Genomic DNA, 16,541 nt, shown 5'->3' with positions numbered 1-16,541 from the left:
TTCTTGATGGGAAATGTAAGGACAAGTATTATTTTTATTAACCACTTATTGTTATTCATTTTTTCCGCAAAATGGAAATTATCATTCGAGAGGAGCAAGTGCATGAACGAATTCGATACTTTTGTCACGGCGCGAGATTTAGCTAGGATGATTCAACATCGTGAAATTTCCGTTCGGGAAAGCATGGAGAGGTACCTAGAGCAAATCAATCAGATCAACCCTGAAGTGAACGCGATTGTGTCCTTAGATAGTGATCGAGCATTAAAGGAAGCTGATAAGGCTGATGCGAAAATTGCTTCTGGAAAACCACTAGGACCATTGCATGGATTACCGATTGCTATTAAGGACATGCATAACGTGGAAGGATTTCCGACGACAAATGGTTCACTAGCTTTACAAGATAACATGGCAACAGAAGATGACCTAATTGTACAACGACTAAAAAATGCCGGTGCAATTGTGATTGGAAAGACAAATGTTCCGGAATTTGGGGCTGGATCTCATACTTTTAACGAAGTATTTGGTGTAACGAAGAATCCTTATAACGTGAACCATACGGCGGGTGGAAGTAGCGGTGGTGCAGCGGTTGCTGTGGCATGTGGAATGCTTCCATTTGCAGATGGTAGTGATATGGGAGGCTCCTTGCGATTTCCAGCTGCTTTCAATAATGTGGTAGGAATGCGAACGTCTCCTGGGCGAGTTCCTACATACCCTAAAACTGCACCTTTTTCAACTTTAGCTGTTCAAGGCCCGATTGCAAAAAATGTGGAAGATGCAGCTTTCATGATGTCAGTGATAGCTGGGCCTGATGACAGATCACCAATCTCCCTTCAAGAACCAGGAAAAATATTTCTCCAAGACCTCGAAAAAGACCTTACAGGACTACGCATAGCATGGACAGCAGACTTCGGTGGAGCTATTCCAGTTGAAGCTGCGATACAAGCTAATATCGAAGAACAAGTTCAAATTTTCACTGACTTAGGATGTCATGTAGAAGAGGATTATCCAGATTTAACAGAAGCAAATGAAGTTTTCCATATTTTACGTGCTTGGGAAATGGAAATGTCATATAGCCACTTATTTGATCAATATAAAGATGTTATGAAACCTAGTTTTGTTTGGAACTTCCAAAAGGGCCGCGATCTTCGTGGTATGGATGTTGGTAAAGCGGAAAAGCTCCGAAATCAGCTCTATCATCGAATGCGCCGATTTTTTGACAAGTATGATGCATTTGTGTTGCCGGTTAGTCAATTGCCACCGTTTGATGTTCGCTTGGAATATCCGAAAGAGGTTAACGGTGTTGCAATGGAAACCTATATCGACTGGATGCGTTCCTGCTACTATATTTCCGTTCTTGGTAATCCAGCTATTTCGATGCCAAGCGGATTTACATCAGACGGGCTTCCGATTGGTTTGCAAATCGTTGGTGCGCATCGAGCCGATCTGAAAGTGCTGCAAATTGCTTACCAATATGAAAAGGCGACAGGTTATGGAAAAAGACGTCCAAACTTAAAGGGATGGAAGGATGTCAGTATCGCCGATTAAATGAGTGATCAAAAAAATTCATGATATATGAAAGGATGGGGCAATATGCAAGAACAGTTATTTGCTAGATTAAAAGAATTGTATCCAGAGTTAGTATCCTTTAGAAGAGATCTACATAGGAACCCAGAGCTTTCCCACACAGAAGTAGTTACCCCGAAAAAAATAGCAGACTTTCTTGAAAATCTAGGATTAGACGTAAAAACAGGTGTAGGTGGCCGTGGTGTCGTTGGTACATTGAAGGGGGCAAAACCAGGCAAAACGATTGCGCTGCGAGCAGATTTCGATGCCCTTCCTATTCAAGATGAAAAAGATGTGGAATATAAATCACGCGTACCTGGTGTGATGCATGCATGTGGCCATGATATACACACAGCTGGGCTTTTGGGAGTAGCAAAAGTTTTAAGCGAAATACAAGATGAATTAGAAGGGACTATCGTCTTTATTCATCAATTTGCCGAAGAGGTTATACCTGGTGGGGCTAAGTTTATGATTGAAGATGGATGTCTTGATGGGGTGGATGTCGTCTATGGGGCGCATGTGAATTCCACCGATCCACTAGGGTTAGTCGGGCTAAAAGAAGGTATTGCGATGGCCAATGGAGATACATTTGAAATTGATATTTCTGGGAAGGGCGGACATGCTGCGAATCCACATTTAGCGATTGATCCACTCGTTATTGCAAGTCAATTGATTTTAAACCTGCAACAAATTGTAAGTCGACAAGTTGATCCGGTGAAACCTGCCGTTGTCACCGTGGCTTCGTTGGATAGTGGGAAAAGTTTTAATGTTATACCAGATAAAGTAACCATTCGTGGCACGGTCCGAACGATGGATGACGAGGTGCGAGATTGGGTTGAAAAATCCATTATGCAAATGGCTACCTCTACATGTAGCGGTTTAGGAGCAACGGCAAATGTTCGTTATGTCCGTGGATATCCAGCTGTTGTGAATCATCCGGAAGAGACGAAACGCGTGGAAAAAGTTGCCACTGACCTATTTGGAGAGGAGAAGGTCCACCATATGGCTGCACAGATGGGGATGGAGGACTTTGCTTATTATTTAAAAGAAGTTCCGGGCACTTTTTTCTGGGTAGGTGGCGCGATGAAAAACGAAGCTGATATCTACCCGCATCACCACCCGAAATTTGATGCAGACGAAGAAGCGATGTTGTATATTGCAAAACTTTTTATTGCAACCATACTAAACAATCAATCTGAGAGTAGTGATGTATCTTACCTGGAAGAAAGCTCTGTAAAATAGGTTTTTAATCAATTATTTTAGGAGGGGTTTATGATGGAAGAAGTAATGGCGATTGCTAATAGCACAGCATTTTGGATTATTGCATGTATTGTTGTCGGGATAGTTTTATTTCAGGCAATTATATTTATGCGAATAGCATGGAAGTCTGCTCCAGATGTAGGGATGTCATCCAATGATGTGAAAACAGCCGTTCGAACAGGCTTTGTCAGCTCGTTAGGACCTTCGTTCGGTATTGCGATTATTCTTGTATCGTTAATCGCCTTGTTAGGATCCCCTATTACACTTATGAGAATTGGGATTATTGGTTCCGCAGCAACGGAAACAGGTGCTGCTGAGATAGGTGCAAGTGCTTTCGGTACAACATTGGGAGCGGATGACTTTTCGATGGAAGCTTTTACAACAATTGTATGGACGATGTGTTTAGGTGGAATGGGCTGGTTGCTATTCACGGCTCTTTTTACAAAAACACTAGGGAAATCACAACAAAAAATAGAAAAGAAAAATCCTAAAGTGATGGCTGCGGTGTCTTTATCTGCGATGTTAGGTGCTTTTGGATATCTAATCAGTGATCAAATGGTTACTAGTTTTGGTCATTTCTCTGCGGGTGGTATTGCCTTAATAGTAATGGTACTCATCATGATTTTTGCAGAAAAGGTCAATATTGCTTGGTTAAAAGAATGGGCATTAGGAATTTCGATGCTGATTGGGATGGTTACTGGGTATTTCTTGTCGTAATTTTTGGCTATAGATGCATTAACATGATTTTTAACGAGGAGGAGTAAAATGAGTGTTATTCCAGAAAAGGTAATCAATGAACGTGTAGAGCGCACCGTCCGACCGACAACTGTAAGTAGTGATTCCATAGGTGTTTTTCATCAAAAAGCTCACTTTTGGGGAAGAACAACACTATTCTTATTAATTGCTATGTGTTTTGTTCCGCCATTATATCTTTCCTTTGTATTAGATGCACACCCGGGTTGGTCTGCGATCATCACAGGATTGATTGGGTATGCGAGCTTCGTAGGAATTTTTTGGGTATTAGAACCAATTACTTACTACCCGACACTAGGAGTTGCAGGGACCTATTTAGCTTTTCTAACTGGGAATATTGCCAATATGTGCCTACCATGTTCTGCAGCCGCACAGAAAGCTGTTGATGCCGAAACTGGCTCACGAAAAGCAGAAATTGCAGGTGTTTTCGGCATCGCAGTTGCTTCGATAACGAATATCTTGGTTATTGTGACTATTATCCTGAGTGGAACCTATATTTTATCTCTCATCCCTCCTGCCGTAGAGAGTGCATTTAACTTTATTCTGCCAGCTATATTTGGTGCTGTTCTTGGTCAATTTGCTTATAAAAAACCTTTGTATGGCATCATTGCCATCATCGTTGGTATGGCAGTATTATTTTCACCTATCGTTGGCTTTATTAAAATAGCATTAACTGTCGGTATTGTCATTGCCATTGTTCTATTTATGGAGAAACAAAAAGAGAAAAAAGTTGTAGGTTAATGGAACAGAATTTGTTTGGGTTCTATTAGATTTTATATGAAGCTGCTACTTGTTATGGGATTTCCGATTTCCTTTTGAGTAGCAGCTTTTTTATTTTGCTTAGTGATTAAGTTAGTATTAGGTGAACCGAGTTATCCTCCATGATATAATGAATCAAAAAGAAAGAGAGCGGTTGAAATGCGAGAGGAAATACTAGCAGAGCTTAAACATATTGTTTGCGATGTATTAAATGAACAAAATGTAAGAGTTTACCTCTTCGGTTCTTGGGCACGAAAGGAAGAAAAAACCAGTTCGGATATAGATATTGCTGTTGAACCGATGACACAGCTTTCCTTGTATAAGTGGACGGAATTGATTGACAGAGTGGAAGAATCAACTATTCCATACAAAGTAGAATTTGTTAATTTGGACGATGCGAATAAAGAACTAACGCAAAATGTGAAAAGGGAGGGGATTTTATGGAAAGATTGCAGTTGCGAATAAATTCAGCTGAAAAGGCATTAGCTTCCTTCCATGAGCTTGTGATTTTGACAAATCCAAATCAAGTGGAACGTGATGCATCGATCCAACGGTTTGAATTTTCGTTTGAAGCATGTTGGAAAGCCGCCAAACAGTATTTATATGATATAGAAGGAATAGATGTTGCATCACCTAAAGGGGTAATAAGAAGTTTAAGAGAGAATAATATTCTGACTGAGGAAGAAGCAATTCAAGGAATCCAAATGGTAAATGATCGAAATTTGACTGTACATACATACAACGAAGAAGTTGCCATTAAAATCCACTCTAATTTAAAACAATATAAGGAATTGTTGGTCTCCATCATAGAACGCATGAAAACAAAGGTATAGTAACAGTGACTCCCCGGAATTTGTTTGGGAAATATATAAATATTTAAGGTTTGCAAACGACACATTATCAGTATCTCGACACATCCTATGTCCGTCCCCCCCTCATCCCAATTGTCCACCCACCGCGGACAAATGTCCACAACAGGGGTCAGACCCCCACATAGGGGGTCTGACCCCTATAAGACAATTGTTCTACTTTTTTTGACAACTTTTTACTTTTGTGGTATAAAATTGAGTATAGTATATAGTAAAATTGAACTACAAAATGATAAAGGCAAAGTTGCAGAAATGCAGTGACGCAAAGCTATAGGGACTAAGACCTAGATGGGTTATGTTAGCCAGCTACCGTTTTTAGGATAAAGCACATTCTTTAAAACGGGAATGTGTTTTTTTATGTTACTTAGGACATAGCTGACTACTACATAATTCTTGTATTCTCAGGATTCCCACACGTCAGATAACTAGTTTTATAGATGAAAAAAATCTAATGGAAACGTTATTACTATCCAATTTGTAGAGGTGATCTTATACATGAACGGGACTTTAATGGAACAAGCCAGCATGGCATTCACTGGATCATTATTTGATGATTTTTCTGATGGTGTGATTTTGATCGACGACAAGAATACGATGCTTTATGTTAATCCAACGACAACACAGTTACTTGGTTATCAAGCTAACGATCTTGTTGATAAGCCGATTGATGTCATTTTTCCAACCTTGGAACAAAATAAGCCAGAACATATTGGTGTTACCAAAAAACAAGCGAACCTTTTCTTACATACTGTATTTAAGGATTGTACGATAGATGAGGATCCATACACACTTATTATTCTCAAAAAAGCAGACGAATTAAAAATTCTTCATCGTTTTTTTGAGAAAATTGCCAACAAGACAGGAGAGGTGTTTTTAAATGCTGCTGTTGAGTTTTTAACCAATGTGTTTGAAGTCGATGCAGCTATTGTTGGAAAAACTGGAGGAGAAAACAGGTTCGAAACATTGGCTAGTTATCATCGGAAAGAAGATGCTATCTCTGAAGAAGTGTTGGCTTGTTTGGCCGATGAAGTTCTTGATGATTTAGAGAATGGGAAAAAATATGTGTACCGCGATCACCTTGACGAACTTTCTTCCTATTTCTATGAAGTGAATTGGAGAAGCTGTGTGGCTGTTCCTATTTATGATAAACGTAAGAAGGTTCAAGGGTTAATCACGATGATTGACCATCAGACAATGGTAAAAACAGACCTCGCGAAAGAAGTGATGAACTTTCTATCCTATCGTTTATCAGCAGAAATGGAACGGATTAAATATGAACGGACGATGAACGAGAGTAAAAAAAGATATCAGGAAATCATTGAATCGTCACCAGAATCTATTTATATCTATAGTAACGATGAGATTGTGTTTGCTAATGATAAAGGGATTCAATTTTTAGGTGGCGAAAGCATGATAGATATCGTAGGGTTAGATTTATTACAATTTGCCCACCCGGATTTTCGAGAATTTTTTAAAGTGTTATTAAAACAAAGTCTCGAATTAAATAAACAGTCCACCACGGTTGAAGGGCAGCTGGTTGGATTACACCATCATGTCCATGATGTGGAAGTAACCGTGATACCTTACCATTCGATGGATCAAGATGCATTACAAGTAGTAATCAAAGATGTGACAGAACGAAAGCAGGCGGAGAATTTTGACTCCCAATTGCGTATTCGAAAGCAAAAGACTGAGCTGTTACAACTGATTAAAAATCGAGATATTAACAATGGGAAATTAGATAAAGCTTATGAGGTGATTGCTGAATCAGCTGCTAATTCACTTGGGATAGAGCGAGTTAGTATTTGGATGTATGATAAATCTCGTTATGCCTTGCACTGTAAGGATATGTTTGAATGGAGCAAAAATAGTCATACATCCGGGGCAAATATTGACTTAGAGGATAATCCTCACTATATGGTTTCGATTGAGAAAGATTCATTAATTACCGTTCATGACGTATATAAAGAAATTGGAAATAAGAACATTTACAAGCCGTTTCTAGATCATTCTGTAAGCTCGTTTATGGATGCGCCAATTCGGGTCGACGGTAGAGTAGTGGGAATTGTCAATTTTGAGCACATTGGAATGCCTAGACAATGGACATATGACGAGCAAAGCTTTGCGACGTCGATTGCTGATCTTGTTGAACTAGCGATCGAAAAGTCAGAGCGAAAACGAGTCGAAAAGAAAGTAGAGCATTTAGCTTATTACGATCAATTAACAAAACTTCCGAATCGCATTTATTTATTCCAAAAGCTACAAGAGTTTTTGGAAGATGCCAAGCAGAATAAACATCAATTTGCTGTGCTGTATTTTGACTTGGATCAATTTAAAAATATAAATGACAGCTTAGGACATAGCTTTGGTGACCAACTATTAACAGAGGTAGCTCAGCGGATTAAAGGATGTATACGCCAAATCGATCTTTTTGCCCGGATGGGAGGGGATGAGTTTATTCTTATTCTCCCTAGAATTCGTAAAAAAGAAGATGTAGCTGTTGTTGCAGAAAGAATTATAAAAGCGTTTAAGGCTCCGATTAAAATTGACGAAAGCGAACTATATATAACGACTAGTATTGGGATTAGTGTCTTCCCTGATGATGGTAAGGATGAAGAAACCTTGATTAAGCATGCGGATATTGCGATGTATGAGGCGAAAGCCAAAAGTAGAAATGGGTATTGCAATTATTCATCCTCCATGAATGAAGATTCGGTGGAAAGATTGTTGATGGAAACAAACTTAAATAAGGCTCTGGAACGGAAGGAATTTGTCTTGCTGTACCAGCCAATTATTGAATTAAATAACAACAAAATTGTAGCTGCGGAAGCATTGATTCGGTGGCAGCATCCAGATTTAGGACTGATACCACCAGCAAGGTTTATCCCATTAGCGGAAGAAACTGGATTAATTAAACCAATCGGGTACTGGGTCATACGGACGGTTTGTGAACAGCTTAAGTTGTGGCAAAAACAGTATGGGATGCAGGATTTTCGAATTGCAGTGAATATTTCGGCTATTCAGTTTGAGGATGAAGATTTCATTGAAAAAGTCAAGCAAATTTTACAGGAAACAAACGTTCATCCTAGTCATCTTGAATTTGAAATAACCGAAAGTGTCATGCAAAATATTGAGAAATCAATGGCTATTTTAGGAGAATTAAGAACGTTAGGGATTCATGTGTCACTAGATGATTTTGGTACGGGCTATTCTTCTTTGAGTATTTTGAAACATTTGCCTATAAATAATATAAAAATAGATAAATCATTTATTGATGATGTTAAGTTTGCTGATGATGAGACGATCGTACAAAATATTATTGATATGAGTCAGAATATGAAATTTAAAGTCGTCGCAGAAGGTATCGAAAATGAGATACAGCTGAACTTTTTAAGAGAGAAGCAATGTGACTACGGCCAAGGATATTTTTTCAATATGCCTTTACCTGTTTTAGATTTTGAAAAAAAACTTGTGTAAAGGAAGTAAGGCTTACTGAAAACAGGCAAGAAATGAGTGGATATTTATTATAAAAATAGAAAATGAAAAGGTTAAAGAATTAGAGGAGCAGATTCAACATCTTTTTGCTGTTACGTTCGATGGGATGTTCATCCATCACTGCGGTGAAATTGTTGACGTAAATGAAGCTTTTATAGAAATGACGGGGTATGCTCGGGAAGAGGCGATCGGTATGTCTTTTTTAGACATGATTGCCCCGAAAGATAAAGAAATGGTTCTGCAACACATGCTGATGAAAGAGGACGATCCTTTTGATGCAATTGTTTACAAAAAAGATAAGAGCTCTATTGCCATTCAAGCTAAATGCTGTAATTATCCTTACCAAGGAAAAAGTTTACGAGTTGTTTCTTGTCAGGATGTAACCAAGCAAAAAATATATTCTCAAAACATAGAGTATCTGGCGTACCATGATGAACTAACCGGGCTGCCTAATCGAGCCCTTTTTCAAGAGTATCTTGCTTTAAAATTAAATGTTGCGAAGATGGAAAAAGAACGGTTTACTGTCATGTTTTTAGATTTAGATAATTTTAAACCGATCAATGACTCACTAGGCCACGATGTAGGGGATATTGTTTTACAACAAACAGCCAAACGGTTAAAAAGCTGTTTGCGGAGAGGGGATACCGTTTGTCGGCTTGGCGGTGATGAATTTACTATTTTGCTTTCAAATGGAAATTTAAATGAAGTGGAATTGATTGTGAAAAGAATATTAGCTGTATTTGAAGAGGCTTTTGAAATCGAGGGATATTCCTTGTACGTTTCGACAAGTATCGGAATCAGTTTATACCCGAACGACGGAGACAATGAATCGACGTTGCTGAAAAATGCAGATGTTGCCATGTATGAAGCGAAACGTCAGGGGAAAAACACGTATCTATTTTATAATGATCGGATGATCGAACAATCATTTGATCAGTTGATGATTGAAAGTGAGATACGATATGCCTTAGATCGAAATGAGTTATTATTATATTATCAACCGCAGTATGAGTTGACGACCAACCAGCTGATCGGGATTGAAACATTGTTACGGTGGGACCATCCAGAATTAGGTCTTGTTACGCCAGAACAGTTCCTTCCTATTATTGAACGAACGGGTCACATTTTTCCGATTGGCGAATGGGTATTAAAATCTGCCTGCGAGAACAATAAAAAGTGGCAGGATCAAGGATACCCCTGTGTTCCTATTTCGGTGAACTTATCTACTAAGCAAATAAAAGATAGTGATTTTGTAGAGACGATAAAAACTGTACTAAATGAAACAGGGATGGATTCTCAATATCTTATGATTGAATTGAATGACTTGTCCGAAGTAATTAATGAAACGGATGTTGTGAAGCAGTTGGAGCGATTACTGAAATTGGGCATACGTACAACGATGGACGATTTTGGGAAAAGTTATCGTACCTTTGATTATTTGAAAAAATTTCCGATCGAAACAATAAAGATAGATAAGTCGTTTACAAAAGATATTACAAGTAGCACGGAAAATGAAGCAATTACAACTGCCTTCATTCTAATGGCGAAGAAAATGAACTTAAACACCGTCGCAGAAGGCATCGAAACAAAAGAACAACTAGACTTTTTAAAGAAACTACAATGCGACGAAGGCCAAGGATACTACTTCAGCAAACCACTACCATGTGCCGAGTTTAAAGATAGAGTACTAAGCGGAAATGTACCGAAAGGGGTCTGACCCCTTTCGACAATTATCGACAAACCTTCTGTTGGTGACTGCGGGAATTTGATGCATAACTTCCAGGTTCTTAATTTCGCAGTAGTATGTGGTTTTTTCTGGTATAATAAAGAAAATGAACAAATGAAAGCGTTTTCTATGGTGTGTATACAATCCGTAAAAACTATGTGAAGCCGATAAGAAGGTGTGTGGCGAGAAACTCATAATCTTGTATTTAATCTAGGAGTGGAAGTAAAAGGAAGTATTAACTGCCACTCCTAAAAAACAAGGAGGAGATTTGTGATGAAGGCACATCACATTATGAAATCGCAAGTTATTAAAGTAAAGGAGGAACATAACGTTCGCTCTGTCATTGAGAAATTTATAGAACATGGTATTAGTGGTCTTCCAGTAGTCAATGACAGTAACGAAATCACTGGATATATAAGTGATGGAGATATCATGCGTTATATAGGTAGTCAGAAGCAATACCTGATGAACGCCTATTACATTGTGAATATAGCAAAAGGTGATGATCAGTTTGAAGATAGGACAAAAAGTATATTAAATCTTAACGTAATGGAACTAGCCAAGAAAACAATATATAAAGTAAATTGGGATGAAAGTGTCGAACATGTTGCATACATCTTAGGAAAAAAACAAATAAAAAAATTACCAGTAGAGCGTAACGGTAGATTAGTAGGAGTCATAAGCCGCGGCGATGTTATTAGAAATTCCTTTAAAAAGTTACTATAATACAGCAGAGGGGTCTGACCCCCTACCTGTAATCCAACTTTTCTAATCGGAATCTCTTCTATTATAATAGATACCATACGCTTGTCTTACATCTATTTTTCAAAAGGAGATTCTACCAGTGAATAAGCTATATATTGATGAAAATAATAAAATAGTGATTACTCCACAGTACCCGTCCTATCTGCTAGCAGATTTTATTACATACTTAACTTATCTAAAAACACACCAAATAAAATTAACAAGAACAAAAGGGTATTTTTCAAAAAAAGATTTACTCGCTATCTATTCGAAAATGAAAAGTGAAAAAAAAGAGGTTCCTTCAAATGCGACTCAAACCGGATATCCTATTGTTCATTTGTTCTACCATCTTTCCATTGTTCTTGACTTTATAAGGGTTCATTATTATAAATCTTCAGCAGTGGCCTTGGTTCAAGATGAGCAAATCGAAAAATTTGTGAAGCTCACAGCTACGGAACAATATGTCACTTTGTTAGAAGCTTTTTGGATCGAAGCGGATTGGCATGAGCTTCAAGGTGAAAAGAGGATGCACGCACCATATAATATAGATTTTTTATTTAAAGATTTAGAGGAAATCCCAGCCAATGAGGAACTTGATTTAAATGAAATGGAAGAAATTAATTCATTTGTTATAGACTATGGGCAGTTTTTTTATTATTTTAGTTATTTTGGATTTTGGGAGTTTGAAATTAACAAAGAAAAATCAAATCAACCAAATCGTCCAAAGCGAACATTCGCAAAATCAATTAGGTTAACACCGTTTTTTAAAAAAATTCAGGATGCCTTATTAGAAACATGGGAACCTCACCATGATGAAGCATTTGAAGAATCCCTTAATTTTTTTGCGAACCTTTTCGTTCCTGGATATGAGGTGGCAAGAGAATTGGATACAGATGAAGCCGAGAACACGGAGTCACTTGTAGATTTATTAAGTCCGCTCTTTCCAAAAGTAGAATTAACAACGATAATAAAGGCCTACTAGCAGGTGCCTGTGTCGCTACCTGGATTTTGTCGTATTTGTCAAAGGTTAGGGTTTTCTTCTTAGAAATTGAACATTTTAATTTTCTTTTGCAAAAATAGAACAAATGTTCTCTTTTGTGTTATAATAGAGATATTAAAATAAGGATGTGATAAAATAGTGATAAGTAATTTTGTGCTAGAAAAGCCATCAAACTATGGAATAACAGATTATGACGGTCTTTGGAAAAAGTTAATTCATGAGTTGTTTGAAGAGTTTATCGTATTTTTTCTGCCGGGTCTTGCCGGAGAAATTAATTTTTCTAGGAAGCCAGATTTTTTGCAACAGGAGCTTTTTCAAGAAATAGTAAAAGAAAAAAAGGGGGAATTAGTTGCGGATCAAATTGTGAAGGTATTTCTAACCAGTGGTGAAGAAAAGTGGATATTAATTCACATTGAAGTTCAAGGGGATTCAGAACCTGATTTTCCAAAGCGGATGTTCCGTTATTATTATCGAATCTATGACAAATTTAATCGAGACGTCGTTGCTATTGCGTTGTTAACAGATAATTCCCATAGTAATCCCCCTGACACGTATCACTATTCCTTTCATGGCACCTCATTAACGTATAAATATAATATGGTTCCATTCTATGACCACGAAGAAAAAGAACTAGTTCAATCGAATAATCCTTTTGCAATTGCGGTGTTGGCGGCAAAATACGCGAAAGAATCCAAAGGTGATGAGGAAAAAAGATACCGTTTCAAGCGTCAACTTTTTCGAATGATTTTGCAAAAGAACACTTATCCTCCAGTAGAACGCCGCATTTATATTGCTACACTCATTTACTTCATTGATTATTTGCTTCAAATACCGTTAGAATTAACCCAAAAGTTAAGAGACGAAATAATCAAAACGAAGGAGGGGAAAGAAATGGTATATATGGATCGGGAACACTTGCCACAGTCTTGGGCTGAATTGGAAAAAGTATTTAGGGAAGAAGGAAAAGAAGAAGGAGAAAAGAAAGGACTAGAAAAAGGACTTGAAGAAGGTAAAAAATCAGTGGCGATTGAGCTTTTAAAAGCGGGTATGACTGTAGAGGTTGTCGCGAATTACGCTAAATTACCATTAGAAAAAGTAAAGGAAATGGCGGATGAGTTGTCAGATTAACGGACAACACAAAGAAGTTAGATGGTTATGTCATTAAACAGGCTTCTTCGAATAAGAGGACCGCTTACTTCTGCTTCCAAGCGATAGTTTGTAAACGACAAAGCTACAGTCCACGTTCATATAGGAACATGGACTGTTTCGTTCGTCAAGGTCCCAGTATATCTGACACCATTTCATTTAGATTTAATTATTGTTGTTTTCGCCTGTAAAAGCTTCTGGGATCATCGTGAATCCTTCAATTACCGTGTCATCTTCCACTTCAATCATCAGGTATCGCTTGCCCTGAAGATTGACCTGTCTTACGTATCTTAAATCTTGTGGACTAACAGATATTTTTGCTAATTTCGTGTCAATTTTGATAGACTTCGAATTATACTTTGGTAGGATGCTGCTTGCTTTAAATTCATACTTCTCGTCATCCGTTACTCTTTGGAAAGCGGTTGTTACTTTTTCAGTATCGACTGTTTCAAATCCGCTCATTTTTAACACACGTTCTACGTCTTTAGAATCTAATTTTGGCGCTTCTTCCTCTTCATTTTCTTCGATCACACGATTGATTTCTTCGTACACATTGGCAAGTCTGGATGTGTTTAGTTGATTATCTGTCACGTCTCTTACAATTTCTTCAAAAACGGCTTTGTCATCTTTTGCGGTCATTATCTCCTCAGCATTTAATACTTCCTCAGTGAATTCGTGATCAGGCTCATATGCTCTCGGTGCAGAATATAGAATATGGTTTACATCAGCAGCATTATCCGTGAAACAAGGGAATAAAAATCCTCCAACTGGTGTATTAAGGTTGATAATTGGATTAACGACTATATTGTATCGGAATTCCTTCTCAACATAATCAAAAAGCAATTCCTTTTTAGGATCCTGTGTTTTATTTATACTACAAAGAATAAATGAATGGGAATAAACGGTATCTCGATCGCTTTCCTCCGCCTCTTCATTTCGTCGTTTCATTGGTTTGAAATATTCTCCTCGTATGAATGTTACGACAAGGTCCATCTCATATTGTTTGTCTTTCAGCATTTTTTCTACAATAAGTAACATTTTCTCTTTCCAATCTTCATCACTGCCTAACAAGCCTTGATGAAGAATAAGCTGACTGCTATTCTCCGCATCACGCTGAAACTTTAGTTCAAATAACTTTTCATCCAATTGGCCTGTCAGAACTTTTTTGAAATTATTCATAAATAATTCTTGTTGGTCTTGGTCTAACATTTCAAACGGTTGACTTTCATAGTGATAAATATCGCTTGATTCCTTCATGATATACACGTTAAAAATCTCACGTATTTTCATCAAATCATTATCTACTTTAAACTGTTTACGAATGTTTGCGATGTCTTTTTTGTTCATACATTGTCCCACTCCCAAGCTCTTCTCATCTACTATTATACGGTAAAAGTCTCATATGAAAAGGGGTCTGACCCCCTAAAAAGACATTTGTCCTTCTGGGGAGGACACTTTGGTGGTGTTGTAGTCGATATTCTTACTTCTGTATAATCTCGCCAAACCCATGTTTTTTCATCGATGCAATCATCTCTTTGGTGAAGCTAATATCATTGTTTGCTAAGTAGTTTGCTTTGGATTTAATCAGCATCTCAAGCGTTTGTGTTCGGCTGCTATCAATTCCTTCCCATAACTCTAAGGAAAGTAGCAGGTCGTTTAATGTCAGTCGGGGGTAATCCTCGCCTGAAAACGTATGGTCAGGGCTGATTTGGTACCATGTATCACCTTCGTCGGTTAACCACTTATCTCCAAGGGCATCAATTCCATTTTGAACATAAGTAGCTGCAGTAAGGTATTTCTTTTCACCAGTATCGTTATACGTCTGCAAAAGCAAGTTCATCCCACCCAATACATGGTTTAGGGAGCTATGCGTGACTCCTACATCATCTTGATTGAAGGTGAAATAGTCACTGATCAAAGAAGCATTGGGACCTACTTCGACTACCTGCCCAGTGTTTATTTGATTGACTAAAAGATCGGCATAATTGGTTAAGGCTTTCTGTATTTCGGGAATGTCCAGAATTTCTCCAGTTTCCTCTAAGAATAAAGCAACGCCCTCGTTATGGCGCGTATCAATATATGGAGGTTCGATACCATATGCGCGGTTTAGCCAACGGTTTGTGTATTCTGTTTCATAAAACTCATCATCACCTTTGAAAATAGCAAGGTTCGTAATCGAGTTTAGTAGTAAATTATAAAAATACCTTTCCTCGGTCTCTTTATATCGTTTAAGCGGTTCATCTTCTCGAACAATTAGTAAATTTCGAGCATATTGGAGCTCGGATTCTGGTTTTGGTTCAGCAGTTCTACCTACTTTTCTATATGGTCCATCAGCGGTGTACCAGTTATTGTTTTTATATTTTTTGTTGTTGTAAATCCGGATCCATTCCTTATAGGAGGCGTCTGACTCAAATAATGACTCATCCGAATACAACAGCCAATGGTCGACCATGTCATTCCCTTTGGATTCCATATCGATAACAAGATTCAGGTCATTTTTTTGTGCATCGATATCTATTCCTTGATCTTCGTTAATGAGCTCACGAAGTACACTTCTTCTGCCGTCCTGATAGTTTTTCGTTAATTCTTTGGAATGATATTGCTTTCCCACCATCACATTGGAATTAAATGCTTTATCTTTGTATGTTGTTAGTAAACCTAGTGGACCAGTTGTCAAATCTACATGAATCGAACTATTGGACCTTGGCCCAGTCATGTACTGGTCAAACGATTTAAGAGAATAATAGCCTGTATTCGCAATGGAAATAGAAACCTTAACATCTACGGCGTTGTCACTGTGGTTTTCTAACGTTGTAAAAATAAATTGATCCCCATTATCCAGCCTTCTTTTTGTTACTTTAAGGTAGGATTTAGGTTTTGTATCAATCTCGTATGTATAGCGGACATCCTCGATTCGATCATAGTAATTGATAATATCCGCATTGCCCCAATGTATTTCCTGTTTTGTTTCCACGTCAACATTTATCGGTAATGTCTTTTTATATGGTGGGAGTGATGTGCTATGCTGCTTGTCTTCTGTAGATTCACCTGTTGTGTTTGCCTGGGCTGTCTGCGTTAAAGAGCTTAAGTTAAAGCTAACTGTAAAAATTAAAACAGTTATCATCATGAAAATAGTATTTTGTTTTCTCAATGTTTTTCTCCTTTCGAACGGTAGTTGCGGGTGGTAAACGTTGTCCTTGATGCTTGTGAATTTTTTATTATCCCT

13 protein-coding genes and 1 riboswitch are annotated in these 16,541 nt (G+C 37.8%); of the genes, 11 read left to right on the top strand and 2 right to left on the bottom strand.

Translation table 11 applies throughout. The features are described from left to right. Positions 1-102: 102 nt before the first annotated feature. From JOC48_RS02940 to JOC48_RS02890, 11 genes are all read left to right on the top strand, one after another. A complete protein-coding gene (locus JOC48_RS02940; RefSeq protein WP_204497552.1) occupies positions 103-1,545 on the top strand; it encodes an amidase in 1,443 nt (480 codons plus the stop codon). A 45-nt stretch (positions 1,546-1,590) separates the two neighbouring features. Next, positions 1,591-2,805, top strand: coding sequence for a M20 metallopeptidase family protein (locus JOC48_RS02935; RefSeq protein ID WP_204497551.1), 1,215 nt, complete (start codon positions 1,591-1,593; stop codon positions 2,803-2,805). Between the two features lie 33 nt (positions 2,806-2,838). Continuing rightward, positions 2,839-3,540, top strand: coding sequence for a DUF5058 family protein (locus tag JOC48_RS02930; protein WP_204497550.1), 702 nt, complete (start codon positions 2,839-2,841; stop codon positions 3,538-3,540). A gap of 48 nt (positions 3,541-3,588) precedes the next feature. After that, positions 3,589-4,317: a small-conductance mechanosensitive channel gene (locus JOC48_RS02925; RefSeq protein WP_239584151.1), complete on the top strand. Its 729-nt coding sequence runs from the start codon at positions 3,589-3,591 to the stop codon at positions 4,315-4,317. Between the two features lie 177 nt (positions 4,318-4,494). Continuing rightward, positions 4,495-4,800 carry a nucleotidyltransferase family protein gene (locus JOC48_RS02920; protein WP_204497549.1) on the top strand — a complete coding sequence of 102 codons (306 nt, stop codon included), beginning with the start codon at positions 4,495-4,497 and terminating at the stop codon, positions 4,798-4,800. Continuing rightward, complete coding sequence (locus tag JOC48_RS02915; RefSeq protein ID WP_204497548.1) at positions 4,776-5,168, top strand: HI0074 family nucleotidyltransferase substrate-binding subunit; 393 nt, start codon at positions 4,776-4,778, stop codon at positions 5,166-5,168. Before JOC48_RS02920 ends, JOC48_RS02915 begins: the two co-directional genes overlap by 25 nt. Positions 5,169-5,431: 263 nt before the next feature. Continuing rightward, a riboswitch (cyclic di-GMP riboswitch) is annotated at positions 5,432-5,518 on the top strand. A 181-nt stretch (positions 5,519-5,699) separates the two neighbouring features. Next, positions 5,700-8,681, top strand: coding sequence for an EAL domain-containing protein (locus JOC48_RS02910; RefSeq protein ID WP_204497547.1), 2,982 nt, complete (start codon positions 5,700-5,702; stop codon positions 8,679-8,681). Between the two features lie 40 nt (positions 8,682-8,721). Further along, positions 8,722-10,416, top strand: a complete 1,695-nt coding sequence (locus JOC48_RS02905) for an EAL domain-containing protein (RefSeq protein ID WP_338024224.1) — start codon at positions 8,722-8,724, stop codon at positions 10,414-10,416. 282 nt (positions 10,417-10,698) lie between these two features. Beyond that, positions 10,699-11,151 carry a CBS domain-containing protein gene (locus JOC48_RS02900; RefSeq protein WP_204497545.1) on the top strand — a complete coding sequence of 151 codons (453 nt, stop codon included), beginning with the start codon at positions 10,699-10,701 and terminating at the stop codon, positions 11,149-11,151. Between the two features lie 118 nt (positions 11,152-11,269). Next, positions 11,270-12,151 carry a hypothetical protein gene (locus JOC48_RS02895; protein ID WP_204497544.1) on the top strand — a complete coding sequence of 294 codons (882 nt, stop codon included), beginning with the start codon at positions 11,270-11,272 and terminating at the stop codon, positions 12,149-12,151. Between the two features lie 156 nt (positions 12,152-12,307). Continuing rightward, positions 12,308-13,297 carry an Rpn family recombination-promoting nuclease/putative transposase gene (locus JOC48_RS02890; RefSeq protein WP_204497543.1) on the top strand — a complete coding sequence of 330 codons (990 nt, stop codon included), beginning with the start codon at positions 12,308-12,310 and terminating at the stop codon, positions 13,295-13,297. 183 nt (positions 13,298-13,480) lie between these two features. On the opposite strand, the gene JOC48_RS02885 is transcribed toward JOC48_RS02890, so the two are convergent. After that, entirely contained in the window at positions 13,481-14,662 is a 1,182-nt protein-coding gene (locus JOC48_RS02885) for a DUF4317 domain-containing protein (protein ID WP_204497542.1), read from the bottom strand. A 133-nt stretch (positions 14,663-14,795) separates the two neighbouring features. After that, the gene (locus JOC48_RS02880) at positions 14,796-16,466 is read right to left on the bottom strand and encodes a hypothetical protein (protein WP_204497541.1); all 1,671 of its coding nucleotides are present in this window, start codon (positions 16,464-16,466) and stop codon (positions 14,796-14,798) included. Positions 16,467-16,541 lie beyond the last annotated feature (75 nt).

Source organism: Aquibacillus albus (assembly GCF_016908325.1).
Classification (GTDB): domain Bacteria; phylum Bacillota; class Bacilli; order Bacillales; family Amphibacillaceae; genus Aquibacillus_A; species Aquibacillus_A albus.
This window is presented reverse-complemented; position numbering and strand designations above follow the sequence as displayed.

Bases quoted from the DNA above. Each gene is read 5' to 3' on its own strand.
- JOC48_RS02940 (WP_204497552.1), top strand. From the start codon at position 103: ATGAACGAATTCGATACTTTTGTCACGGCGCGAGATTTAGCTAGGATG.
- JOC48_RS02935 (WP_204497551.1), top strand. From the start codon at position 1,591: ATGCAAGAACAGTTATTTGCTAGATTAAAAGAATTGTATCCAGAGTTA.
- JOC48_RS02930 (WP_204497550.1), top strand. From the start codon at position 2,839: ATGGAAGAAGTAATGGCGATTGCTAATAGCACAGCATTTTGGATTATT.
- JOC48_RS02925 (WP_239584151.1), top strand. From the start codon at position 3,589: ATGAGTGTTATTCCAGAAAAGGTAATCAATGAACGTGTAGAGCGCACC.
- JOC48_RS02920 (WP_204497549.1), top strand. From the start codon at position 4,495: ATGCGAGAGGAAATACTAGCAGAGCTTAAACATATTGTTTGCGATGTA.
- JOC48_RS02915 (WP_204497548.1), top strand. From the start codon at position 4,776: ATGGAAAGATTGCAGTTGCGAATAAATTCAGCTGAAAAGGCATTAGCT.
- JOC48_RS02910 (WP_204497547.1), top strand. From the start codon at position 5,700: ATGAACGGGACTTTAATGGAACAAGCCAGCATGGCATTCACTGGATCA.
- JOC48_RS02900 (WP_204497545.1), top strand. From the start codon at position 10,699: ATGAAGGCACATCACATTATGAAATCGCAAGTTATTAAAGTAAAGGAG.
- JOC48_RS02885 (WP_204497542.1), bottom strand. From the start codon at position 14,662: ATGAACAAAAAAGACATCGCAAACATTCGTAAACAGTTTAAAGTAGAT.